The sequence below is a fragment of the Vibrio proteolyticus NBRC 13287 genome, assembly GCF_000467125.1.
In the GTDB taxonomy this organism is placed as follows: Bacteria; Pseudomonadota; Gammaproteobacteria; order Enterobacterales; family Vibrionaceae; genus Vibrio; species Vibrio proteolyticus.
Window position 1 is genome coordinate 183,789 of sequence record NZ_BATJ01000005.1, and the last position, 22,048, is coordinate 205,836.

Here is a 22,048-nt window from a genome sequence, read left to right on the forward strand (position 1 = left end):
TATGCTCCTGACCATTCCCTGAATGGCCATTTGTTGTACTCCCGCTCCGTTCGGGAGCTTTTTCGTAAGGTAATTACAAGATGTCGATCCACGAACCGCATCCCCGCTGCTTCTACCCCATGGACAACGTGATCCAGAATTATGCCTGGGGCAGCACAACGTCAATCAGCCAGTTGTTCAATATCGAAAACCCGACCAACCAGCCACAAGCTGAGATTTGGATGGGCGCACACCCGAATGGTTGTTCCCGTACTCAGATCAACCAGCACTCTACACTGCTGTCTGACTTAATCGCCACCGACAAAGATGCGTTTTTGTCTGCCGATACCAATGCACGTTTTGGCGAACTGCCTTATCTGTTTAAAGTCCTCGCTGCGGCTAACGCACTGTCCATTCAGGTTCATCCGAGCAAAGCCGAAGCCGAAGCCGGATATGCAAAAGAGCAACAAGCTGGCATCCCTCTGACAGCCGGCCACCGCAACTACAAAGATCCCAACCACAAACCTGAGCTGGTATACGCCCTGACTCCGTATCAGGCGATGAACGGGTTTCGTTCATTTGCTCAAATTTCAGCGCTGTTTTCAGCCCTGAATATCAGTGCCATTTCGTCACTGGTTAACGCGTTTACCCAGAACCTGACATCAGCAGGTTTAGCGCAGTTTTTTACCGAGTTACTGTCACTGCAAGGTGAGCAGAAAGCACAAGCGGTGGACGCGTTACTGACTTACGCCGATACCCATAAAGGCGAACCTCTGTTCGCGCTTATTCTTGAACTGGCAGACCAATACCCGGGTGACATTGGTTTGTTCGCTCCGCTGATGCTGAATGTCCTGACGCTACAACCGGGCGAAGCCATGTTCCTGGATGCACGTACCCCGCACGCTTACCTGAAAGGCACCGGGCTGGAGATCATGGCCAACTCAGACAACGTACTGCGCGCCGGATTGACGCCCAAGCATATGGACGTCGAGGAACTGGTGAGCTGTACCCTGTTTGAAGAAAAGCCGGCTGAAACTTTGCTTTTGGCACCGCAAGTCGATGGTCAGGTATTGAGTTATCCAATCCCAGTCCCCGATTTCAAATTCACTGTCTATCTGTCGGCCAATCAGCAAACAATCACCACACACAGCGCGGAGATTCTGTTGCCTCTTGATGACGTAATGACGGTCTCTCATGCAAGTGGTGAAACGGTGACGCTCAAAAAAGGCCAGTCACTGTTTATCCCCGCGTATGCAGGCGAATACACGCTTCAATGCGCAGGACGCGTCGCTCGCGCCCATAACTGATGTTCGCCACTGGCCGGCCACGCTCGGCCAGTGCTCCCCTCTCCTCTTAAACACACACCGCCTCTTAGCTCGTTGTTTATTATTTTTCAGAAACACGCAATACCCAGAACTGAACGTTTTCGCGCATCATTACGACGCGAACAACCCTTGACATAAAAACAATAAAATTATCGTTTTGCGATAAAATATTGTTGATCAACGATCAAATTATGATTAATATTTCTCCATCGCAGAATGACAAAGGAAAACCTTCATGAATAAAATTCAGACACAAAGCCGCCGGATCAGACAATTCTTTCAGTTCTTTCTGATCGTGACTCCAATCGCAGTCTGCTATTACTGGCTTACCGTCGGAACAACGTACGATGTTCTCACCCGCTTTGGTATTGTCGAGTTGAGCTACGACTTCAGTGAGTACACGCAACAGCCACTGACCGCAATGACACGGCTGTTCGCCGCAGGCGCCAGTTTACTGCTGTGCGCTATCTTGATGTACGCACTTAGTGTGTTAATCCGCTTATTCCGCAACTACGAACATCACGAAATCTTCACTCTGGACAACGCCATTTGCTATCAAAAGTTGGGACGTTGCTTGTTTTACTGGGTGGGGGGCTCTATCATCCACGGCGCACTGATATCAGTGATTCTCTCGTTTAATAATCCACCGGGAGAACGCATGGTCACCTTATCATTTCAAGGGTTGGATTTTTTAACGCTGGTGTTAGGTGTCATCATTCTGATCATCTCTTGGGTCATGCGAGAAGGACATGATCTCGCGGATGAAAGCCGCCTGACGATTTAAGGAGTCTCATGTCTATTCGAATCAATTTGGACGTTATGATGGCGAAACGCAAAATGCGTCTGAAAACTCTCGCACAAGCCGTCGACATTACCGAAGCGAACTTGTCCATACTCAAAAACGGTAAAGCTAAGGCCATTCGTCTGCCTACGCTGGAAAAACTGTGTGAAGTGCTTGAGTGCCAACCTGGCGATCTGCTCGAATACGTAGACGATCAGGATAACCCGACGCCTTAATTTCAAATGGTATCCACTGCCATTTAACCCGCAGCCCTGTGTTGCGGGCTTTTTGCGTCAGGAACTGGCGTTGTATTCTGCGATTCAAACCAAACGCATCAGGGCTTTCCCCCTTTGTGACAAAGGCACCTGATGCGTATGCAATCAGTCTTGTAAATAGTTGCATATCTGCGACAAGCTGAGATTTTATAAAACTGAAATTTTTCTCTACTCATACTTTAGTTTTGTTTCAATATCTTACGAGCCATTATAAAGATTGAGTAAAATTCCTGTCAGCGTTGTGCTTTCTTCCCATATCTGGATTGTCGTATCATACTTTACCTATAAGGCCTTCAGCCTTGTCAGAATGAATAATTTTAACAAACCAACAAGAAAAATTTGCCGTGAGATTTTTAGTTTATTCTTTTCTCATTAGCCTGTTTTGCGCGCCCGCACTGGCAGCCGTCGACTTAGTGAAAGTCGACAAGTCGAAACGACGGATGTATCTGTTGAAAGACGATGAGATCATTCGAGAGTATCGTATTGCATTGGGAAAACGTCCAAGAGGACACAAAGTTCGTGAAGGCGACAGCCGGACACCGGAAGGTCGTTACCAACTTGATTTTGTGATGAACGACTCCGACTTTTATCGTTCCATTCATATTACTTACCCAAATCAGCACGATGTCGACTACTCCCATCGTTTGGGCTACCGGCCTGGTGGTAATATCAAGATCCATGGTCTTAAAAATGGTGATAAAGTGAATCCGGATTTTGTCCAGAGCTTTGACTGGACCAATGGATGCATCGCAATCACCAATGAAGAAATGGACGAGTTCTTATCACTGGTTCAAGCCGGAACACCCATTGATATTGAGTGGTGATCAGGACGCGTTACTTTGAGCCGATGCCGGGCTGTCAGCAGCCTGGCTGCGCTTGTCTCGTGTCACCCACCAGCAGATCAACGACCCAATCGTCACCATCAGCACCCCCTGCCAGAAACTGCCCGTCAATGCCACGCCTAATATCACGGACGACAGCAACGTGGAGAAGATTGGCGTGAAGTAAGACAGGGTCGCGAGTAAGACCATATTGCCACCCAAAATAGCAATATTCCACAACGCATAACCTCCCCCCATCACTATACCGGTCCACAATACATTGCCCGCCGCAGAGAGTGAGAACGTCATGCCGGTTTCATCACTGAACGCATACTGGGTCCACAAGGAGACTGCCGTCATAGCAAAAAACAGCGTGATCGCGTTTTGGCCCCCGGACAGGCGTTTCGTAACGTTGCAATAAATCGCCCAGAGAAAGGCACCAATGAATGCCAGCGAGTACGTCAGGGGGTTCGTGGCAACACTGGCCGCCAGCTTCACCACCGACAGGCCTTCATCTCCGGTGATCGCCCAGGCGACACCAATAAATGCCAGGGCCACGCTCGGATAAACCAGAATATTGGTTTTCTTATTACTGACGATCACCGCCAGTAATACCGTCAGAGCCGGCCACAGATAGTTGATCACCGCCATCTGCATTGCCTGATGACGATCATTGGCCATCCCGAGCGACAACGCCAGACACACCTCGTAAGCAGCAAATAACCCGCCGCCAATCAATACATAACGCCAGGATAAATTACGCCACTTCGGCACACCAATAACGATCAACAAAAACACCGAGGCAACGGTATAAATCCAGGCTGCGCCACCAATTGGTCCGAGCTGCTCCGCCACTTTGCGGGCAAACCCTAACATGGAGCTCCAGAGAAGCACGGCCGCAACGCCATACAGAGTAAATTTATACTGATTCAACACACTACAACTCAAACAACCGCAAGCAAACTCTCACCTTGCGTTAAGAATCGTTTTCTGTCAATCGACGAATCAGTTTTGCCGGAGTCCCCCCAACCAGGCTGTCAGGCGGCACATCACGCGTCACGACTGAATTCGCTGCAATCACGGAACGTGCACCGATCGTGACTCCCTGATTGATCACCACATTGCCACCGATCCAGACATCATCCTCCACCACAATCGGCTGACAAAAAGTTTCCCAGGTGCGACGGCGACGATAGTCCAGAGAATGGCCTGCGGTGTAAAACTGCGCATTCGGTCCGATAAGAACATGATTGCCAATGGTAATGTGCGCACCATCCAACATGGTGGCGTTCATATTGATAAAGGTGTTGTGGCCAATGGAAATCGTCTGGCCAAACTCACAACAAAAAGGAGAACGAATCACACTGCCTTCACCAAACTGCGCCAACAGGTCGTTGAGAATAGCACGGCGAGTATCCTCGTCACTGGTCTGATTGAGGTCACGACCGAGTTCGCTGGCTTTGTCCCTCACCACGTTGATACTCTCATCACCTCCGTCAAACAGCTCACCGGAAGTCATTTTTTCAAATTCAGTCATGCTCACTCTCCTACTTTGCGAGATTTAGACAGGAACCGAGAGCATACCCGCTTAACCGGACAGAAACAGAGAAAACTTTGGCAAGTTTTACATCCGTAATTAGAGCGAGTCATCAACGAGCACAAAAAAGCCGGGTAACACACCCGGCTTTTGAATCAATGTGCGGATTAACGCTAAGTGGCTCAGACAATTTCCCAGCTGTGCGTCATCTCGACACCTTGTCCGAGCATCAGACACACGGAGCAATACTTCTCTAATGAGTTGGCCGCAACCTGAGCGACCACATCGGCATCCAGCTCGTGGCCCGAGACAACAAAATGAATGTTAACCTGAGTAAAAATGCGCGGCGCGGTTTCACGACGCTGTGTGGTCAGCTTTGCGGTACACGCCGTCACTTGCTGGCCCGCTTCTTTGAGTCCATCAACCACATCCACAGAGCTGCAGCCACCGGCCGCCATCAACACCATCTCCATTGGGCTTGGCGCTGTTGCGCCGCCGTTGCCATCCATCACCACAGAGTGGCCAGACTGTGATTGACCCAGAAATTTAAACTCTTCAATCCACTTAACTTCAGCTTGCATCTCTTTCTCTCATTTAACAGCAATACCATCGGACAACTCTAGCACAGGTGAGCTTATCCACACGAGGCTTTACCTCTCCTGCCCCAGTAATGGCCAGACAGGAGAAAGACCATCAGGTCATCCACACGACCCGCGCAGCTAATAAAATCAATACCACACCGGAAAGCCGGTCGATCAACTGTGCTTTCGTCCGCACTCGATCCAGCAAGCGGGGGCTGGAAAGTAGGAAAGTGAGCAACGTATACCACAATCCATCAACCACCAGTGGCGTGGCAACAATGACTGCTTTGCTACCGAAATCACTTCCCACCGCAACAAATTGACTGAACAAGGCGATAAAAAACAACGCGATTTTAGGGCTGAGCAAAGAAATCAAAAAACCTTCTTTGGCTGACTGCCATAGCGTAGTGGTTTCACCGGATTCCAGTTTGGCCGCCACACCACCTTTTGAGCGTAACGCATTCCACCCCAGATAAACCAGATACAACGCGCCCGCATAACTGATGGTTTTGAACAACAAAGGCGACTGGTGCAACACCACCGCGAGGCCAATGAGGGTGATAAACGCATATATCCCAATTCCCAACGCGTGGGCCCATGCCGTCGCAAGGCCGTTCGCCCGCCCACCGGCAAGGCTGTGCTTCGCGACCATTGCTAAACTGGGACCGGGAGACATCGCTCCCAACAGACAAACGGTAAAAAGCGATAGCCAGATAGTAAAAGTCATAGATGTGTCCTCCTGATAGCAGCATCATTGCTCAAATCAGGACATAAATAGAAATCAAAGTTTTTCATAAAAGCCATGATTTTAAATCATACCAATAGAATAAGGCGACTGACGCATCATCAGATACACTTGCTCACGCATCCAGCGGTGCGCACTGTCGTTGTCATATTTTGGGTGCCACATCAGCCAGTACTGATGTGTCTCCGTATCAAACGGCAAGGGCCTATGTTGCAAGGGCGCATGTTTAGAAAGATTGATGGCGATATGCTCAGGCACGACCATCAGCAAGTCACTGCCCTGGAGCGTATTAATTGCAGCGGAAAAAAACGGTACTTTAAGTGCAATTCGACGTTTTACTCCCAATGCTTTCAGCACTATGTCCGTGGACGCATCTTTATCGCCGCCTCCGGTGACTTTAATGTGCGCATAACGCAACAGATCGTCCGTGGTGATCGCACTGCGAGCGCAAAGCGGATGCTGGGTACTCATAAGGCACACTGACTTATCTTCCCCCAGTTTGAGGCTGCTGACCTGTTCAGGCTGTCGAGGCAGCATGGTGGATGCCAGTTGGATCCCGGTATCGTGCAAGTGATCTAGATAAGACGGATCCCATAATCGGTAAGCAATATCCACATCTGGGGCCTGCGCTTTAATGGTGCGTGCAATATCAGGCAGGATGTACTGCGCAACGTAATCACTGGATGCGAGCACTACTTCACTCTGCCATTGCTGCGGCTCAAACGGTTTGTCATCCAGCAAGTGCTCAAACTCACCCAGCAACGCGTCCAGTTTGTACTTGAGTGCTGTGGCCCTGGGCGTCGGTAAGAGCAAATTACCGTCCCGCACCAGCAAGGGGTCTCCGCATAAATCGCGTAATTGCGCCAGTTGACGACTCACCGCCGACTGAGTGATATTCAGGCGCTGGGCCGCACGGCTGACGTGGCACTCTTCCAGCAAGACGTGCAAAGAGCGCAATAAATTCAGGTTAATGTTACCCAACATATTCCACCCAGGGCTTGCGCCATTTCGGAGCCGGGTAGTTTTCTGGCCAATATTCAACCTGGCGTCGGATCAGGCCTTGTCCAACGGTGTGAAAGGTGATTGCGGTGTCGGTACGCTTCCCGTCCGACACGGTGACATCCGTGACGACCTGTTGTCCATCTGCCACGATACAATTGATGACAAAAGTCCAGCGACCTTCCGCCGGATACGCAGAATTCAACTCAGCAAAATTGTTGCGCCCTGTGATTCTTTCACCACTTTGAGGCCAAAGAATCTCCACATCTTCTGACAGACAGTTCGCCGCCAGATAAAAATCATTGCTCTGCATCGCTTGCCAATAGGCCTCGACGGTCTGTTGCGCATTCATGCTTGCCCCTTGGTGGTATTGAAGAATTCCGTCAGCACAGTATGTGTCATCAGATGGCGCAGTTCCGGAATTTGTTGCAACTGGTCGCGGATTGCGTTGAGGCGGTTCATAGTGGGTACCTCAACGTAAAGCATCATGTCTGTCTCACCACTGATGGCATGGCACCATTTCACGCCATCGATCTGATAAATATCTGCCGCATACGCTTCACATTGATGCGAAGAGCCGGACGTATCAAACTTAATCGCCAGATAAGCACAAATCATCTCCGTCGGCTTGTCGGTTACAATGTTGGCGTGATAGCCGAGAATAACCTGATCGTTTTCCAGCTTGCGGATTCGCGCAGTCACCGCTGAACGGGACAAGTTGACATCCCGGGCAATTTCACTCACCGAGCGCCGGGCATTGTGTTTGAGAATGTGGATGATTTGGTGATCGAATTTGTCCATTATGACTTCCTGTAATCGCTCAACTTATCCTGTTGAGTTCAGGTAATGTGACACAAATTCTCGATGCAGAAAAGCCGACAATGTGGCGAAAATCGGCAACCAAAACGTCATATTGACAGATAACTCCGTCATTTTGGTTACTGAGTTTCCGCGGAGAAGCGGGTACTCTTGGCGAATACGGATCTTACGGAGACAACAATAACAATGAGTCAGTTGAAACAGGACATCACTTTGCTGTCTGGCATCGGGCAGCTTTCCACTACTCTGATGGGCACCGGGCTGTTTATGATCCCCGCGATTGCCGCAGGGATCGCAGGTCATCTCTCACTTTGGGCCTGGCTGATTCTGTTTGTGGCTATTTGCCCAATCGCGTTGACGTTTGCCCAATTGGGTAAACGCTACCCGAGTGCAGGCGGCACTGCCTATTTTGTCCGTAAAGCCTTTAACAGTAAACTTGAACGCAGCGTGGCCTGGCTATTTGTCAGCGTAATCCCCGTCGGAGTCCCCGCCGCTATCGCTCTGGCGGCCAGTTTCTTGCAACAATTGCTCCCTGAGGCTCTGAATCACGCGTTGCTGGCACAAAGCCTAACGGTCGCATTGCTGATTCTGGTCAACCTGATGGGGACGAAATCGTCTGGTCGACTGCAAACGCTGATTGCCCTGAGCATCTTTGCACTGGTCGGTGCGTTTTTATGGCAAGGCAACGTCACCACGCAAGATCTGCACATGCCAACTCTGGATGGCGAGTCCTGGTGGCCGATAGGTGCGGCATTGGGAGTGATGTTCTGGTGCTTTGTCGGTATCGAAGCGTTTGCGCACATGGGGGAAGAGTTTAAAAATCCGCAGCGCGATTTCCCTATTGCGATCGTTGTCGGTTGTTTTGTGGCCGGAGCCACCTACTGGGCATGTTCAGTCGTGATCCTCAAATTCGGTGCTTACGGCACAGCTGAGCTCGACAGTGCGTCGATTCCCTGGCTAAGTGAGCAACTGTTTGGCGATGGCTTTAAAACGCTGATCAGCGTTGTCGGGTTTTCCGCGTGCTTCGCCAGCGTCAACCTCTACACACAAAGTCTGTCGCGCATGGTCTGGGCGCAAGCACGTGAATATCGTCCACACAGCGCTATCGCACGCGTATCCATCCGTGGTGTGCCAGCCAATGCAACGCTGTTTGTTGGTGCCGTTTTGATGCTGTCGTGTGTGATGGGTGCCCTCTCAGATCTGGATCTGGAGTTCTTCCTTAAGCTGGCCAACAGCATATTCGTTCTGATTTATCTGTTGGCCATGCTCGCCGCATGTAAACTGCTGCGCGGTATCGCCCGAGGCATGGCGATGGTTTCGCTCTTGCTTTGTACCGGTGTGTTTATTTGCCTAGGCTGGTCAATGCTCTACGCATTGAGTGTGTTTGCGGCCCTGTCACTTCCTTGGGAACGGTGGCTGAGAAAAACACCCACGGAAGCCACCTGAACAATTACAACAACTCACTGACGACCTGGTTGCCACGAATACACGTCAGCGTTTGTGGCGCCACTTTACACCAGCTTCCGTCACTTTCCAGTGGCTCAGAAGCCAGCGCTATATTTTCCTCTTCCGCTCTGATAAACACGGTCGGCGGCTCCTTATCGGTGCTGTAACGCACCACCCAGAAGCCGTCCCCATCAGACAGGCACATCGACGCTTTGAACGGCTGATCAACGCCCTTTTCCGCCATAATCGACTCAATGTCATCAATGGTTTTGCGGATTGCGGCGACCGGGTCTTCACGCAAACCATTGTTCATCGCTAATAGAAAAATCAGTTCACTGTCTGTGCTGCCTCGACGCTGCAAATACAAAGCTTCCGGCAGTTGCCGTTCAAGCGCGTACTTGACCTGTGAATACCCGCCTATCTGGCCATTATGCAGAAACATCCAGTTATCGAGAATGAACGGGTGACAATTTGAACGAGAGACGGAGGTCCCCGTAGAGGAGCGAACATGGGCCATAAATCGATGTGAACGAATATGGTGAGTCAGAGAACGTAAATTCTCATCGCCCCACGCCGGCAAGACTTCATGAAACTGGCCGGGCGTAGCCCGTTCTGTGTACCAGCCGAGACCAAACCCGTCTGCATTGACACGCGTGACCGCTTTACGAGCTTCGAGACTCTGGTGTACTAACGAATGCTCTGGTTCATACACCAGTTCATCAAGATAAATCGGGCGTCCCTGATACGCCAACCAGCGGCACATAATCGCTTTCCTGTTAGACTAAGAGAGGCATCCAATAAATCACGTTTCAAAAACCCTGGCAAGCCGCATGATCTGCGGCTCGATTTGATCCAGTGCGGTATTGCCAAACCCGAGAACCGCACCATACCAGTGGCGTAATTCTGCACAATCATGTTCATAGTAACTGAGAGGACGCAGAATGATATCGGCCTGCTTTGCCCTATGACACACAGTCCGCTCATCCGGACCGTTGCGCCACTTGAGTGTCACATGCAGACCAGCAGCCTGACTGATGACACTGACCGAAGGCAGGTAGCGGCCAATCGCTTCGCATACCCTCTGGTGCTTTTGTTTGTACAACCGGCGCATTTTGCGGATATGACGCTGCAGGTCCCCCGCGGCAATAAACTCCGCCAGCGCGGCCTGAGTGTGTGCCGGGGAGTCACCACTGAGCGCATCCTTCATTGCCACACAGCTCTCCACCAAGGACGCAGGTACCACCAGATACCCTATCCGCAGCCCGTTAAACATGACTTTGCTGAATGAACCGACGTACAACACACGCTCATCGCATCCCACCTGAGCTGCGAGCCCCTGTAAGCTGGTGTACGGCCGGTGAGCGAACTGAAATTCGCTGTCATAGTCGTCCTCGATGATCCAACTTTTTCGGATGCGAGCCCATTCAATCAGGGTGAGTCGCTGCTCGGTGTTCAACGTCGTGCCCATTGGGTACTGATTGCTGGGCGTCACATACAAAGCGCGGGCATGACTTTGCAACGCGGTTTCAATCTCCAATCCACTGCGCGCACGGACCGGCAACGGCTCCAGGTTCAAACTATTCAACTCAAGCACTTTGGTCATCTGAGTATAACCGGGCTGCTCCATCAGCACGGACTCCCCCTTTGGTACCGTGGCCATCAAGGCAATAGCCAATGCCTGCTGGGCACCCGACGTAATAATGATCCTATCGGCATGGCAATGCACAGAGCGGCTGCTGGCCAGATAAGCAGCCAGCGCAGAACGCAATTCCATGCTTCCCTGAATCGGTTGATTGCCCAACAGATTGATCCGGCCGACATGACGTTGCAAGCACTGGTTCCATTTCGCCAGTGGGAATTGGGCCAAATCAGGCACACCAGGCGCAAACGGGGCATTCACATCCCCTGGCGGTCGGTGTGTGTCTTGAGCACCTACCGTAGCATCACCGGGATTAAAATACTGTTCCGGCAACGTCACCGCGACAAAAAATCCGGCGCCGCGCCGGCTCTCGATATAGCCTTCCGCCACCAGCTGTTCATAGGCTGCAACCACGGTATTGCGGCTCAGTCCAAGCTCGGCAGCCATCTTACGCGTTGACGGCAAACGTCCTGCGGTCGGCCACAACTGACCGACGATTTTTAGGCGCACCGAGTGGAATAGTTTGCTCTGTAGGTTCTCCGGTCCGTCGGCCAGAACCAGATCACCAATTTCAATTGGCTGCAAATTGGACCTATAAAAAATTAAAAACTGGCACTCATAAAAGTACCAGTTTGCACTTACATTGCCAATCAGAAGCCATCAACGAGGACTGATCATGCTATCGCAAACCCAACGCACTGAAATCAAAAAATCCGTTCACAAAACTGTGCTCGACACCCAACAGCTTCACGCGATCATCGACGAGAGCCTGTTGGCACACATTGCAATTACCGAAGCGCATGGCCCCGTGGTGATCCCTATGCTAACTTGGCGAGTCGGACAACGAATCTATATCCACGGCGCACGCAACAGTCGCCTCATTCGCCAGCTCAAACAGGGTAATTCCACCTGCCTGACTTTTACGTTGTTTGACGGCTGGGTACTGGCCCGGTCAACGTTCCACCACAGCGCGCATTACCGCTCTGCAGTGGTGTTCGGCCAATTCGAAGAAATAGAGGACAACGCGGAAAAAGATCGCTTACTCAATCATTTCGTCGAACAGATTGCCCCCGGAAGAAGTGCCGAGGCCCGAACCGGAAATGAAAAAGAGCTGACGGCAACCGTGGTTCTGAGCATGCCACTGTCTGAAGCATCGGTGAAAATCAGTTGCTCTGATGTGAATGATGATGCTGCCGACATGGACTTGCCGGTTTGGGCTGGCATTGTGCCCTATCGTACGGTTGTTGGCCCATTGGTCCCGAGCCCAACCATGACCACGATACCGGAAACGCCGGATTACAGCCGGGCGTATGGTTCAAGGTGGGTCAATTATCCAGTTGATTAATCCAATAAAAAAGGAGCCTTTCAGCTCCTTTTTCAAGGTCTGTTACTCGTCCTCCGGTCGAAGCAGAGCATCGAACGTCGGATGCCCGTGCAATGATTCCAAATCCGGTTCTTCGTTGAGCAAATCTTTGATCGACGGGCTCACCTCAATGGCGTGCACTAAGTCTTCAATCGCCTGCTCTTCCGCACCTAATCGGGCAAACGCACACGAACGCTGATACAAAGCCGGGCCATTTTTACCATCCAGCTCCAGTACCCGGTTACACATACTCAACGCCCAGTAGTACTCTTTCATCTCCATGACCGCATCGGCTTTGTACGTCAAAGCTTCCAGGTCACCCGGACGGATCTTGAGGATTTCGTCATACACTTCAACTCGTTGCTCCGGCGTTGGCATGCTTTGCGCGCGTAACCACAAGTTATGAATTTCGTTAATAATCTCAATTTCTTTGTTGTTTTCAGTGATGATGCGGGTCTTACGCTTCAAGTCGCGTTCCAGCGCCACGAATTTCTTTTCGTACTCCAACGCAATTTTATTCAGTCGTTTATCCGCCAAATCTTTGGTGTTGTTTTTGATCTCTTTCATCGACTGCCAGCCGATCAAAGCGATCAGCGAAGCCACTCCGGCAATAATGTAGAAGAAATAAGTAACCGTGACGTTGGCATAGTTCAGTGATTTATCGGCAACCGCCAGCTCACGGTCAGTGATCTGCACAGTGAGACGACGCTCGAGATCTTGCTGCTCCTGACGCAAAGATTTCAGCTCGTCCATAATGTAGCGCTCCATTAACGGACGATCCAACAAGTCGCTCTCTGAGTATTTTTTTTCCTCGGCTTGGGCAACAGACAAGAAACAGCTAACAAAGACGGCAAATAACAGGCTGATTGTTCTCATCGTTATTCCTTTTTGTATTTTTTCAGTTGAGTTATCACCACACTAACAAATCCAACGCCTGTGAATCCACTTTTCGAATAAAAATCCTACCAAATCAGAACAAAGTGGTGAAGCTGTGCAAAATCGACGGCACATCACTCAAGCTAGCGTTCTGCTTTGCTATAGTGGCCAAAAGAACTCATTTAGACACAAGGATGAGCCCGTTGTTTGAAGTTCGTTGGCGTTGCCTTTACACCTTATTTTTTAGTACCTGTTTGTTTGTGCTCAACGGCTGCAGCTCGGTGACGTTGCCTGACGACGCCCAAAAGAAGCTGAGCTACCACTTTGGGTATCAACAAGACTCACGTCTCGACCACTATTTTAAGCCCACCGAACATGGCCATGACCTCACCCGAGAGTCCGGTTTTCTGCCCTTGAATAAAGGCCACGACGCACTTCTGACCCGGTTGGCGTTGATCGAAACCGCACAGAAAAGCCTCGATCTCCAGTACTACATCTATCGTAACGATGAGACCAGCCAACTCCTCACGTGGCGTTTATACAAAGCCGCAGAGCGTGGCGTGCGGGTGAGGCTGCTGCTGGATGACATGCAGGCACGCAGCGACAAAGCCATGGCCTACCTCAATGCGCATCCGAACATCGAAATCCGCCTGTTTAATCCACATAAAAACCGTCACTCTCGTGGACTGAGTTTCCTGGGTGATTTCGACCGGCTGAATCAGCGTATGCATAATAAGTCTCTGACGGCCGACAACGTCGCCTCCATCGTCGGTGGGCGCAATATTGGCAATGAGTATTTCTCTTACCTGTCGGATGTTGAGTTTGGTGATTTTGATGTGCTGCTGCATGGCAACACGGTCGAGCAGATTGCGGATCAATTCGACCTGTACTGGAACAGTGACTACGCCATTCCGATGGAGTGGATATATCCAGACGCCAGACCATACACGCCCGCAGAAGTGCAACAATGGCTCGACAAGACAAAAATTGCCGACAAGTTCTCTCACGGCATCTACGACTTTACCCGACTGCCACTATACCATCAGCTACGTCAGGGCCATCTTCCTCTGCACTGGGGACCAGCGCAGCTGTTGTACGACGTTCCGAGCAAACTCGAAGGACAAGACAGCCAACTGGTATTACAGCTTAAATCTTTACTGGCCAATGTGGAACATTCTTTGATCCTGATTTCGCCTTATTTTGTCCCGACCGAGTCCGGCACCCAACAATTGATCAGGGCCGTGCAGTCTGGCAAAAACATCATCATCGTCACCAACTCACTGGCTTCTAACGATGTGTTTGCCGTGCATGGCTGGTATGCCAAATATCGTGAACAATTGGTAAAAGGCGGTGTTCAGCTTTGGGAAACCAAATCCACCAGCAAACAAAATAACCGCTGGAGTATGACCGGCAGCAGTCGGTCCAGCTTGCATGCGAAGGTGATGTTGATGGATAACCAAAAACTGTTCGTTGGTTCTATGAATTGGGATCCACGCTCAGCCCTGCTGAACACGGAAATGGCCGTGGTACTCACACAACCAGAGTATGTCTCGCAACAATCGGAGCAGTTTATTCAGTCGTTACCCGAGGTCGCCTATCAGGTGTTATGGCAGGACGGCGATATCGTCTGGCGTGACGCTGCAACCGAAACGTTGTACACCAGCGAACCGGACGCCAGTCTCTGGCGACGCATCGGCGCCTGGTTTTCCGGAATTTTACCGATAGAAGATCAGCTTTAGCGGCTAAAAAAATGGCTCTGCAAGTGCAGAGCCAACATATCAGTAAGATATAGAGAGTTTCCAATTACAAAGCAGGATTAAGCTTTGTCGGTTTGCTCAGTGTAGGGGGCATGAGACGCAGAAGTGTAAGCATCAGGTCAGCACAACGTAAGAATATGTTCAATACATAATTAATATCAGTAGTTTAAACCTTAAACCAAATTCAGAATGCGTCCTGAAAACGCTGAATGTATTGCAACGGCGTCAGACCTCGATGACGTTTAAACATACGGTTGAAACTTGTGATGTTGGTGTACCCTAATCGAGCCGCCACTTGATCTAACGGCACATGGCGGCTGATTAACTCTACCGCGACATTGCTCAATACATAGCCACAGACAGTAGAGAAATTCAGCCCACGAGCATGCAGCAGGCGCTGAAAATGTTGCTGAGAAACGCCTAAAATGCCCGAAACCCGCATTAAGTTCGGCAAACCAAAATGACAGCTGTATTTCACCACTTCGTAAATCACTTTGAGCTCATCTTCTGGATCCGGCATGTTAATAAATTCATCCAAATCCGAAAAACTCATCGCCAGTCGATTTTTCGTGACGGTGCGATGCAGCTGAGTGGCCAGGCGTTGATCCGAATGCAACCAAATTTCGGTCCGATAATGATTCCACCCGACTTCGCAGCCAAAGTAGGCCTGATACGCCGCTTTATTCACGCGGCTTCCGGAGAGCATCACTCGCTTTGGCACAAACCCTTTCCCCAGATACTCACGCAGGACTTTCATCATGAAAACGGCCACACGCACACTATCATGAACCTTGACGTCAGATGAGACATACGTGTTGTCGTAGTACCACTTAATCAGCGACCCCTTCTGTTCACCCGCCATAAACGCCCCCGACTGTAAACTGCGTATACCGTAATTGATACGGCGGATCGTGGACGACAAGTCGTGACCGGAAAACATCCAACGTCCGGCCGCCCCCAGACGGCCAAGTTCAATGTTCTGGGTAACATTGAGTACGATGTCCGGATCCCCAGTCTTGAATTCCAGCTTCAACAACCAACGGCTCATTTCCGACACCGGGATCAAGTTCATCGGGTTATGAAAAACGCTATCCGGGATCCCAAGCGCCTGCTCATCTAGCCCATATCGGATCATGGCCGTGTCATGGATGTTTTTAATCCCTAACGCGCGAATAAAGCGGACACTTTTCATGGCATCAATTAAATCAAAATAAGTTAAATTTTGATTTAATTTGTCACAGACAATGGATTTCTTCAACGACTTCGCACAATGAGCTCGATTTTATTTAAAGGAGAAATCAATGAGTCTGTTCAGTGTTCCGTTTGTGGAAACCACAGCAGATACAGTACTGCACGTCATGGCTACCGTGGTTTTGGTTGGCTCTATCGGTGCGGCGTTGTATGGCTTCTGGAAGATACATGAATTGCCGATCAACAAAGCGCACAGTAAAGAACATCATCAACTTGGTCTGATCACGGCCTTAACGTGGATCGGTTTTATCTGGCATTGGGTCTGGGTGCTCGCCGTCATTCTGGCGTTCGTTGATCTGGATAAGGGCATCGTCTATCTGCGCGACACCTGGCGACATGCGCCAAGTCAAAGTAAGGAGGAGCACTGATGCTGGAAGGATTGGCCGTCTGGTCCTTGTTCATTTACCTGCTGCGTCTGGTCGGCATGCCATGGAACAAGCTCACCAAAACGTTCGCTTATCTCGGTGGGTTTAGCTGGCTGATGTTTGTCTGGGTCGGCTTAATCAATTTCGCGCCGATGGATTTATCCGGCGGCTCTGTCGTGCAATCCCCACATATTCAGTTGCGCCCGGACTCGATCAACATCAACGGCAAAGTCAAAACCATTTATATCCAACCCAATCAGGTCGTCAAAAAAGGGCAGCCTATTTACGATTTGGAAGATGCACCCTATCAAATTGCACTGAAGCAGGCACAAGTCAGTACGCAAGCCGCACAAATCGCACTCGATAACGCCCGAGAAGACATCACGGTCGCCAAAGCCAATGCTCAGGCAGCAGAGCATGATGTCACGACCTCCGAAAGTGAACTGGCCGCGGCTAAAGTGGATTATGACTTGCAAAAAAAGATGCTGGCACGTTATCAAGCGCAAAATCGCGCGGTGCACAACACCATTACAGAAAGCGATATCGACCAACAAACCACAACCGTGGCGCTGACCAGACAAAAGATTTCTACGTTGAGCGCCCAGCTGGCTAAAAAGAGAGCCGATGCAGAGAAAGCCAGGTTGGATATCCGTAAATCACAACTGACTGTGCGGTCGCGAGATGCTGACCGGCGCAGCGCGCAACAGCAAATCGCTAAAGCTAAATGGGATCTGGACAGCACAAAAGTACACGCTCCAGCCGATGGCTTTGTCACTAACTTTATTTTACGCGAGGGCCAGCTCATCTCGCGGTTGCCACGCTTGCAGATGTACACCAACGAAAAGTACGTGCTAATGCGTGTCAATCATCAGGCGATACGAAATGTCAAAGCAGGTCAGGCGGCCGAATTCGCCACCTCTGTGTATCCCGGCAAAATTTTCTCCGCCAGGGTCGAAGGCATTGTCGAAGCCACCGGAGAATCACAAGGCAACCTGCTGGGTTTTGATCAAAACGTGCGTGCCACAACAGGAAAAAACCTGCAGAATAAACATCACTTTGTCCGGCTTAAAATCGAAGAGCCTGATGGGTATGACATCCCTGTCGGCTCTGTCGGGCTGGCCTGGATCAGCGCAGAAAAACCCATTTCATTCATGGCGTTCCTCGACGTGATCCGCGGCATCATTCTGAGAATGAAATCCCAGCTGTACTTTTTCTATTCAATCTGAGCACATCCCTCAGCAAAACGCGTCGGCCTGGCCGGCGCTTTTACCTTTCCTTCCCCGCGCGATCACCGTTCGTCAACATTTATAAAAACAGTTCAAATTGGTCGAACAACACGCACATTTAATTTGATATCTAACCTTTAAAACTTATTCAACCCCAGTAAAAACGTTACAAAATCATGAATAATCACTTTCACATTTGAAAGTAGCTATAATATTGTTTAGTGTACTATATATTCGAACTGTAAATATTAACCACCACAAGGAAGTGTTGAATGTCAACCATTCTTGAAGTCCGTAACCTTTTTAAAGTGTTCGGCGAAGAGCCGGACAAGGCCTTCCCTTTGCTGGAAAAAGGCTTAGACAAAGATCAGATCTTTGATGCCACCGGACTGACCGTCGGCGTGAAAGATGTTTCGCTCTCTATCAATCAGGGAGAAATCTTCGTCATCATGGGTTTGTCCGGTTCGGGGAAGTCCACATTAGTCCGTCTGCTCAATCGACTGATCGAACCAACCCGTGGCGACGTGATCCTCAAAGACAAAGACATAGCGCACATCTCACCAGAAGAATTGCGTGAAGTGCGGCGCAAACAGATCTCGATGGTTTTTCAGAACTTCGCTCTGATGCCGCATATGACCGTAATCGAAAATGCGGCCTTTGGCCTAGAGCTTGCGGGGATAAGCCCAGAGCAGCGCCATAAAGCCGCTCGCGAAGCATTAGCCGCGGTTGGGCTGGAACCTTACTGTGAGTCCTATCCGGATGAGCTGTCCGGAGGGATGAAACAACGTGTCGGCCTGGCACGAGCCCTCGCCTGTGACCCGGATATCCTGTTAATGGACGAGGCTTTTTCGGCACTAGACCCACTGATTCGTACAGAGATGCAGGACGAGTTGTTGAGATTGCAGAATGAAGACCAGCGCACCGTTGTGTTTATTTCGCACGATCTGGATGAAGCCATGCGTATTGGCGATCGTATCGCCATCATGCAAGACGGCGTCGTGGTTCAGATCGGTACCCCGGATGAAATCCTGCACCATCCGGCCAACGACTATGTTCGCTCGTTTTTCCGTGGCGTCAACGTTGCCAGCGTGCTCAGCGCCCGGGACATTGCGCGCAAAAATCCGGCTGCCGTGATCAAGAAATCGGAGATGGACGGCCCGGCGTCTGCCATGCAGTTACTGATGGATCATGACCGTGAATATGGCGTTGTGGTTGACCGCTCTAATAAATACGTTGGTCTGGTGTCGCTGGAATCGCTGAAATCCGCCGCCGACGCACGCGCGTCCCTGACGTCTGCGGTGTTGGGAGATACCACTTCTTTATTGCCAGACGCCAGCGTCAGCGAGTTAATCAGCCAGGTGGCCGACCTTCCTTACGCCGTACCGGTGGTCGATGCAGAAGCAAACTATTACGGCGTTATCAGCAAATCACGCCTTCTACAAACGTTGGACAGGGAGTAAATCATGACCACGGAAACCACACCTTCAGATCCTTGGAGCCAGACGACTGAGCCTGCGAGCGATCCCTGGTCCAGCGACAGCAGTCAGGCAACCAACAGTGACTGGCTTAATGCCGCACCGGCAGATCAGCCGGACTTTGACTGGATGCACCCCTTCGACCACTCAGTGATCCCTTTCGATAACTGGGTCGAAACCGGACTTAACTGGCTGGTCACCCATGGACGCCCAGTGTTCCAGGCTATCCGCGCCCCTGTTGACGTCATTTTGAGTTCATTCGAAACCGTTCTGACCTCAACACCTGCGCCCGTAATGCTGGTCATCCTGTTCTTATTGGCTTGGCAGTTTTCTGGTATCCGCATGGGCATCTCAACACTGTTTTCACTGATCATCATCGGTTTAATTGGTGCTTGGAGCGAAGCCATGACAACGCTCGCGCTGGTTCTGACGTCTGTATTTTTCTGTCTTCTGATCGGGCTGCCGATGGGGATATGGCTGGCCCGAAGCCAAACCGCGGCCAAAATCGTACGACCCATTCTCGATGCGATGCAAACCACCCCCGCATTCGTTTATCTGGTTCCCATCGTCATGCTGTTTGGTATTGGTAATGTGCCCGGCGTGGTGGTTACCATCATTTTCGCCCTGCCACCAATTGTGCGACTGACCATTCTGGGCATCCAACAAGTGCCTGATGAGCTTATTGAGGCAGGCCATTCGTTTGGGGCGAGCCCGAAACAGATGCTGTACCGGATTCAGCTGCCGCTGGCCATGCCGACCATCATGGCGGGGGTCAACCAGACTCTGATGTTGTCACTGTCGATGGTGGTGATCGCCTCAATGATTGCCGTGGGTGGTCTGGGTCAGATGGTACTGCGCGGTATCGGCCGTCTGGACATGGGCATGGCCGCGGTCGGTGGTCTTGGCATCGTGATTCTTGCCATCTTGCTTGACCGAATTACTCAGTCGCTGGGACAGAAGTCCCGCGACAGTAAAGTGCGTTGGTTCCACTCAGGACCCGTCGCACTGATTCTACGACTGAAACCTGATTCTACGTCGAAACTTAATCACATAGGAGAAAAGTAATGAACCTGTCATGGATGAAACCTGCTCTTGGTGCCCTGCTCGTCAGTGGTGCTCTGTCAACTCAGGCATGGGCAGAACAACTACCGGGAGAAGGCATTACCGTACAACCTGTCCAGTCTACAGTGGCGGAAGAAACATTCCAGACTCTGATCGTCAACAAGGCGATGGAAGCGCTCGGTTATGATGTTCAGCCGACCAAAGAAGTAGATTACAACGTCGGCTATACCTCGATCGCTGAAGGCGATGCCACCTACCTGACCGTTGGCTGGTTCCCGCTACACGCAGACAAATATGAAATGGCGGGCGGTGACGCGAAGTTTTACCGCAAAGGCCAGTATGTCTCTGGCGCAGCACAGGGCTACCTGATCGACAAAAAAACCGCCGAAAAGTACGGCATTACGAACATCGGACAGCTGAAAGATCCGAAAGTAGCCAAACTGTTTGATGCCAATGACGACGGCAAAGCCGATCTCACCGGTTGTAACCCAGGCTGGGGTTGTGAGGGGGTCATTGAGCACCAACTGGATGCGTTTAAACTGCGTGACACAGTCAGTCACAACCAAGGCAACTACGCGGCGATCATCGCCGATACCATTTCCCGTTATAAAAAAGGGGACCCTATTCTGTATTACACCTGGACACCGTATTGGGTGAGTGGTGTGCTGGTACCAGGGAAAGACGTAGTTTGGCTGGAAGTACCGTTTTCCTCTCTGCCGGGTGAACGTAAAGACGTTGATACCACCTTATCAAACGGCAAAAACTACGGTTTTGAGATGAACTCGATGCGTATCGTTGCCAACAAAGCTTTTGCGGAAGAAAACCCGGCGGCAGCCAAACTGTTTGAAATCATCAAGGTCAACATCAACGATGTGAGTGCCGAAAACATGATGATGAGTAAAGGTCAGAACTCGCAAAAAGACATTGAAGCTCACGCGGACAACTGGATCAAAGCCCATCAACAGCAGTTCAACGCCTGGATTGATGAAGCGAAAAAAGCCGCAATGTAACCGCGACTAACGTATACGCACCAGCGTGTATCTTATGCAGGCTCGCCAGCGAGCCTGCTGTTTCCATTCAACCTGACAGGGAGTCCATCTTGGATAAGCACGAAGAAGTTTTAGTGGCAATCCGGCAGATCATCCGCGCTGTCGACTTGCATTCCAGACAACTGAATAAGGATCTTGGCTTGACCAGCCCACAGTTGATTTTGATGCGCTCTATACGCGACTCCGGGAATGTCACTATCAAACAGTTATCGATCTCGACCAACATGAGTCAGGCAACGGCCACCAGCATCATCGATCGCCTGGAAAAGCGAGGCCTGGTCAGACGTCAACGCAGTGAGAAAGACCGCCGCATTGTGCACACCATTCTGACCGAAAAAGGCGACCATGTGTTGGAAACCGCACCTCTTCCGATTCAAGATAATTTTATCGAGCGTTACCAGAAGCTGGATATTTGGGAGCAATCGCTGCTGCTGTCTGCCGTGCAACGCATCTCTTGCATGATGAACGCCAAAGACATTGACGTCGCGCCATTACTGAGTGTGGAGGAGTCCAAACACGACTAGCCGGTAGTGCAGTAATCATGCGCACTACCAGCTCCAGCCTATTGTTTTTCCTACCAGTTCGTATACCTTATTTAACGAAGCATCACCGCCATGATGAGCACCTTAGTATCAGGTTGTCTGCCGTGCTGCGTATACCTGATCCCAGATGAATAC

24 protein-coding genes are annotated in these 22,048 nt (G+C 50.6%); 13 read left to right on the top strand and 11 right to left on the bottom strand.

All coding sequences use genetic code 11. The annotated features are described in order from the left end of the window. Positions 1–80: 80 nt before the first annotated feature. From manA to VPR01S_RS08265, 4 genes are all read left to right on the top strand, one after another. Entirely contained in the window at positions 81–1,286 is a 1,206-nt protein-coding gene (gene manA, locus VPR01S_RS08250; RefSeq protein ID WP_021704859.1) for a mannose-6-phosphate isomerase, class I, read from the top strand. 253 nt (positions 1,287–1,539) lie between these two features. Then, complete coding sequence (locus VPR01S_RS08255; RefSeq protein WP_021704860.1) at positions 1,540–2,088, top strand: DUF2975 domain-containing protein; 549 nt, start codon at positions 1,540–1,542, stop codon at positions 2,086–2,088. 8 nt (positions 2,089–2,096) lie between these two features. Then, positions 2,097–2,321 carry a helix-turn-helix domain-containing protein gene (locus VPR01S_RS08260; protein ID WP_021704861.1) on the top strand — a complete coding sequence of 75 codons (225 nt, stop codon included), beginning with the start codon at positions 2,097–2,099 and terminating at the stop codon, positions 2,319–2,321. Positions 2,322–2,704: 383 nt separating this feature from the next. Next, entirely contained in the window at positions 2,705–3,184 is a 480-nt protein-coding gene (locus VPR01S_RS08265) for a L,D-transpeptidase family protein (protein ID WP_021704862.1), read from the top strand. Here the strand turns inward: VPR01S_RS08265 and yddG are convergent, their stop codons facing one another. The 7 genes from yddG to VPR01S_RS08300 form a co-directional block, all read right to left on the bottom strand. Then, entirely contained in the window at positions 3,185–4,057 is an 873-nt protein-coding gene (gene yddG, locus VPR01S_RS08270; protein WP_021704863.1) for an aromatic amino acid DMT transporter YddG, read from the bottom strand. Positions 4,058–4,157: 100 nt separating this feature from the next. Then, positions 4,158–4,718 carry a sugar O-acetyltransferase gene (locus tag VPR01S_RS08275; RefSeq protein ID WP_021704864.1) on the bottom strand — a complete coding sequence of 187 codons (561 nt, stop codon included), beginning with the start codon at positions 4,716–4,718 and terminating at the stop codon, positions 4,158–4,160. A gap of 182 nt (positions 4,719–4,900) precedes the next feature. After that, entirely contained in the window at positions 4,901–5,299 is a 399-nt protein-coding gene (locus VPR01S_RS08280) for an OsmC family protein (protein ID WP_021704865.1), read from the bottom strand. A gap of 112 nt (positions 5,300–5,411) precedes the next feature. Beyond that, positions 5,412–6,026: a LysE family translocator gene (locus VPR01S_RS08285; RefSeq protein WP_021704866.1), complete on the bottom strand. Its 615-nt coding sequence runs from the start codon at positions 6,024–6,026 to the stop codon at positions 5,412–5,414. Between the two features lie 81 nt (positions 6,027–6,107). Beyond that, the gene (locus VPR01S_RS08290) at positions 6,108–7,028 is read right to left on the bottom strand and encodes a LysR family transcriptional regulator (protein WP_021704867.1); all 921 of its coding nucleotides are present in this window, start codon (positions 7,026–7,028) and stop codon (positions 6,108–6,110) included. After that, positions 7,018–7,395, bottom strand: coding sequence for a nuclear transport factor 2 family protein (locus VPR01S_RS08295; protein WP_021704868.1), 378 nt, complete (start codon positions 7,393–7,395; stop codon positions 7,018–7,020). The genes VPR01S_RS08290 and VPR01S_RS08295 overlap by 11 nt, the downstream gene beginning before the upstream one ends. Further along, positions 7,392–7,844, bottom strand: a complete 453-nt coding sequence (locus VPR01S_RS08300) for an Lrp/AsnC family transcriptional regulator (RefSeq protein ID WP_021704869.1) — start codon at positions 7,842–7,844, stop codon at positions 7,392–7,394. Before VPR01S_RS08300 ends, VPR01S_RS08295 begins: the two co-directional genes overlap by 4 nt. Positions 7,845–8,048: 204 nt before the next feature. Here VPR01S_RS08300 and yjeH point away from each other — a divergent pair, with 204 nt between their 5' ends. Next, positions 8,049–9,308 carry an L-methionine/branched-chain amino acid transporter gene (gene yjeH / locus VPR01S_RS08305; RefSeq protein ID WP_021704870.1) on the top strand — a complete coding sequence of 420 codons (1,260 nt, stop codon included), beginning with the start codon at positions 8,049–8,051 and terminating at the stop codon, positions 9,306–9,308. 4 nt (positions 9,309–9,312) lie between these two features. Here the strand turns inward: yjeH and VPR01S_RS08310 are convergent, their stop codons facing one another. Together VPR01S_RS08310 and pdxR are read right to left on the bottom strand one after the other, a co-directional pair. After that, positions 9,313–10,071, bottom strand: a complete 759-nt coding sequence (locus VPR01S_RS08310; protein ID WP_021704871.1) for a class II glutamine amidotransferase — start codon at positions 10,069–10,071, stop codon at positions 9,313–9,315. Positions 10,072–10,110: 39 nt separating this feature from the next. After that, positions 10,111–11,532 (bottom strand): MocR-like pyridoxine biosynthesis transcription factor PdxR, encoded by a 1,422-nt coding sequence (gene pdxR / locus VPR01S_RS08315; protein ID WP_021704872.1) that lies wholly within the window; start codon positions 11,530–11,532, stop codon positions 10,111–10,113. A 91-nt stretch (positions 11,533–11,623) separates the two neighbouring features. Between pdxR and VPR01S_RS08320 the strand changes: the two genes are divergently transcribed. Beyond that, complete coding sequence (locus VPR01S_RS08320; protein ID WP_021704873.1) at positions 11,624–12,292, top strand: pyridoxamine 5'-phosphate oxidase family protein; 669 nt, start codon at positions 11,624–11,626, stop codon at positions 12,290–12,292. Between the two features lie 42 nt (positions 12,293–12,334). Here VPR01S_RS08320 and VPR01S_RS08325 read toward each other — a convergent pair whose 3' ends face one another. After that, the gene (locus tag VPR01S_RS08325; RefSeq protein ID WP_021704874.1) at positions 12,335–13,186 is read right to left on the bottom strand and encodes a tetratricopeptide repeat protein; all 852 of its coding nucleotides are present in this window, start codon (positions 13,184–13,186) and stop codon (positions 12,335–12,337) included. Between the two features lie 194 nt (positions 13,187–13,380). Between VPR01S_RS08325 and VPR01S_RS08330 the strand changes: the two genes are divergently transcribed. After that, the gene (locus VPR01S_RS08330) at positions 13,381–14,925 is read left to right on the top strand and encodes a phospholipase D family protein (RefSeq protein ID WP_081693132.1); all 1,545 of its coding nucleotides are present in this window, start codon (positions 13,381–13,383) and stop codon (positions 14,923–14,925) included. A 202-nt stretch (positions 14,926–15,127) separates the two neighbouring features. Here VPR01S_RS08330 and VPR01S_RS08335 read toward each other — a convergent pair whose 3' ends face one another. After that, entirely contained in the window at positions 15,128–16,135 is a 1,008-nt protein-coding gene (locus tag VPR01S_RS08335; RefSeq protein WP_021704876.1) for an AraC family transcriptional regulator, read from the bottom strand. A gap of 109 nt (positions 16,136–16,244) precedes the next feature. Between VPR01S_RS08335 and VPR01S_RS08340 the strand changes: the two genes are divergently transcribed. The 6 genes from VPR01S_RS08340 (at position 16,245) to VPR01S_RS08365 (ending at position 21,895) form a co-directional block, all read left to right on the top strand. Next, positions 16,245–16,562: a hypothetical protein gene (locus VPR01S_RS08340; RefSeq protein ID WP_021704877.1), complete on the top strand. Its 318-nt coding sequence runs from the start codon at positions 16,245–16,247 to the stop codon at positions 16,560–16,562. After that, positions 16,562–17,785: an HlyD family secretion protein gene (locus VPR01S_RS08345; RefSeq protein WP_021704878.1), complete on the top strand. Its 1,224-nt coding sequence runs from the start codon at positions 16,562–16,564 to the stop codon at positions 17,783–17,785. The genes VPR01S_RS08340 and VPR01S_RS08345 overlap by 1 nt, the downstream gene beginning before the upstream one ends. Before the next feature lie 272 nt (positions 17,786–18,057). Next, entirely contained in the window at positions 18,058–19,245 is a 1,188-nt protein-coding gene (proV, locus tag VPR01S_RS08350) for a glycine betaine/L-proline ABC transporter ATP-binding protein ProV (RefSeq protein ID WP_021704879.1), read from the top strand. A gap of 3 nt (positions 19,246–19,248) precedes the next feature. Beyond that, the gene (proW, locus tag VPR01S_RS08355; RefSeq protein ID WP_021704880.1) at positions 19,249–20,325 is read left to right on the top strand and encodes a glycine betaine/L-proline ABC transporter permease ProW; all 1,077 of its coding nucleotides are present in this window, start codon (positions 19,249–19,251) and stop codon (positions 20,323–20,325) included. Next, on the top strand, positions 20,325–21,332 hold the full coding sequence (proX, locus tag VPR01S_RS08360) for a glycine betaine/L-proline ABC transporter substrate-binding protein ProX (RefSeq protein WP_021704881.1): 1,008 nt from the start codon (positions 20,325–20,327) through the stop codon (positions 21,330–21,332). The genes proW and proX overlap by 1 nt, the downstream gene beginning before the upstream one ends. Before the next feature lie 89 nt (positions 21,333–21,421). Next, positions 21,422–21,895 (top strand): MarR family winged helix-turn-helix transcriptional regulator, encoded by a 474-nt coding sequence (locus VPR01S_RS08365; protein ID WP_021704882.1) that lies wholly within the window; start codon positions 21,422–21,424, stop codon positions 21,893–21,895. The last annotated feature ends 153 nt before the right edge of the window (positions 21,896–22,048 follow it).

What these genes read in the sequence shown, in the direction of transcription:
- manA (WP_021704859.1), top strand. Translation starts at nt 81, where the DNA reads ATGTCGATCCACGAACCGCATCCCCGCTGCTTCTACCCCATGGACAAC.
- VPR01S_RS08255 (WP_021704860.1), top strand. Translation starts at nt 1,540, where the DNA reads ATGAATAAAATTCAGACACAAAGCCGCCGGATCAGACAATTCTTTCAG.
- VPR01S_RS08260 (WP_021704861.1), top strand. Translation starts at nt 2,097, where the DNA reads ATGTCTATTCGAATCAATTTGGACGTTATGATGGCGAAACGCAAAATG.
- yddG (WP_021704863.1), bottom strand. Translation starts at nt 4,057, where the DNA reads ATGTTAGGGTTTGCCCGCAAAGTGGCGGAGCAGCTCGGACCAATTGGT.
- VPR01S_RS08275 (WP_021704864.1), bottom strand. Translation starts at nt 4,718, where the DNA reads ATGACTGAATTTGAAAAAATGACTTCCGGTGAGCTGTTTGACGGAGGT.
- VPR01S_RS08280 (WP_021704865.1), bottom strand. Translation starts at nt 5,299, where the DNA reads ATGCAAGCTGAAGTTAAGTGGATTGAAGAGTTTAAATTTCTGGGTCAA.
- VPR01S_RS08285 (WP_021704866.1), bottom strand. Translation starts at nt 6,026, where the DNA reads ATGACTTTTACTATCTGGCTATCGCTTTTTACCGTTTGTCTGTTGGGA.
- VPR01S_RS08290 (WP_021704867.1), bottom strand. Translation starts at nt 7,028, where the DNA reads ATGTTGGGTAACATTAACCTGAATTTATTGCGCTCTTTGCACGTCTTG.
- VPR01S_RS08295 (WP_021704868.1), bottom strand. Translation starts at nt 7,395, where the DNA reads ATGAATGCGCAACAGACCGTCGAGGCCTATTGGCAAGCGATGCAGAGC.
- VPR01S_RS08300 (WP_021704869.1), bottom strand. Translation starts at nt 7,844, where the DNA reads ATGGACAAATTCGATCACCAAATCATCCACATTCTCAAACACAATGCC.
- yjeH (WP_021704870.1), top strand. Translation starts at nt 8,049, where the DNA reads ATGAGTCAGTTGAAACAGGACATCACTTTGCTGTCTGGCATCGGGCAG.
- VPR01S_RS08310 (WP_021704871.1), bottom strand. Translation starts at nt 10,071, where the DNA reads ATGTGCCGCTGGTTGGCGTATCAGGGACGCCCGATTTATCTTGATGAA.
- VPR01S_RS08320 (WP_021704873.1), top strand. Translation starts at nt 11,624, where the DNA reads ATGCTATCGCAAACCCAACGCACTGAAATCAAAAAATCCGTTCACAAA.
- VPR01S_RS08325 (WP_021704874.1), bottom strand. Translation starts at nt 13,186, where the DNA reads ATGAGAACAATCAGCCTGTTATTTGCCGTCTTTGTTAGCTGTTTCTTG.
- VPR01S_RS08330 (WP_081693132.1), top strand. Translation starts at nt 13,381, where the DNA reads ATGAGCCCGTTGTTTGAAGTTCGTTGGCGTTGCCTTTACACCTTATTT.
- VPR01S_RS08335 (WP_021704876.1), bottom strand. Translation starts at nt 16,135, where the DNA reads ATGAAAAGTGTCCGCTTTATTCGCGCGTTAGGGATTAAAAACATCCAT.
- VPR01S_RS08340 (WP_021704877.1), top strand. Translation starts at nt 16,245, where the DNA reads ATGAGTCTGTTCAGTGTTCCGTTTGTGGAAACCACAGCAGATACAGTA.
- VPR01S_RS08345 (WP_021704878.1), top strand. Translation starts at nt 16,562, where the DNA reads ATGCTGGAAGGATTGGCCGTCTGGTCCTTGTTCATTTACCTGCTGCGT.
- proV (WP_021704879.1), top strand. Translation starts at nt 18,058, where the DNA reads ATGTCAACCATTCTTGAAGTCCGTAACCTTTTTAAAGTGTTCGGCGAA.
- proW (WP_021704880.1), top strand. Translation starts at nt 19,249, where the DNA reads ATGACCACGGAAACCACACCTTCAGATCCTTGGAGCCAGACGACTGAG.
- proX (WP_021704881.1), top strand. Translation starts at nt 20,325, where the DNA reads ATGAACCTGTCATGGATGAAACCTGCTCTTGGTGCCCTGCTCGTCAGT.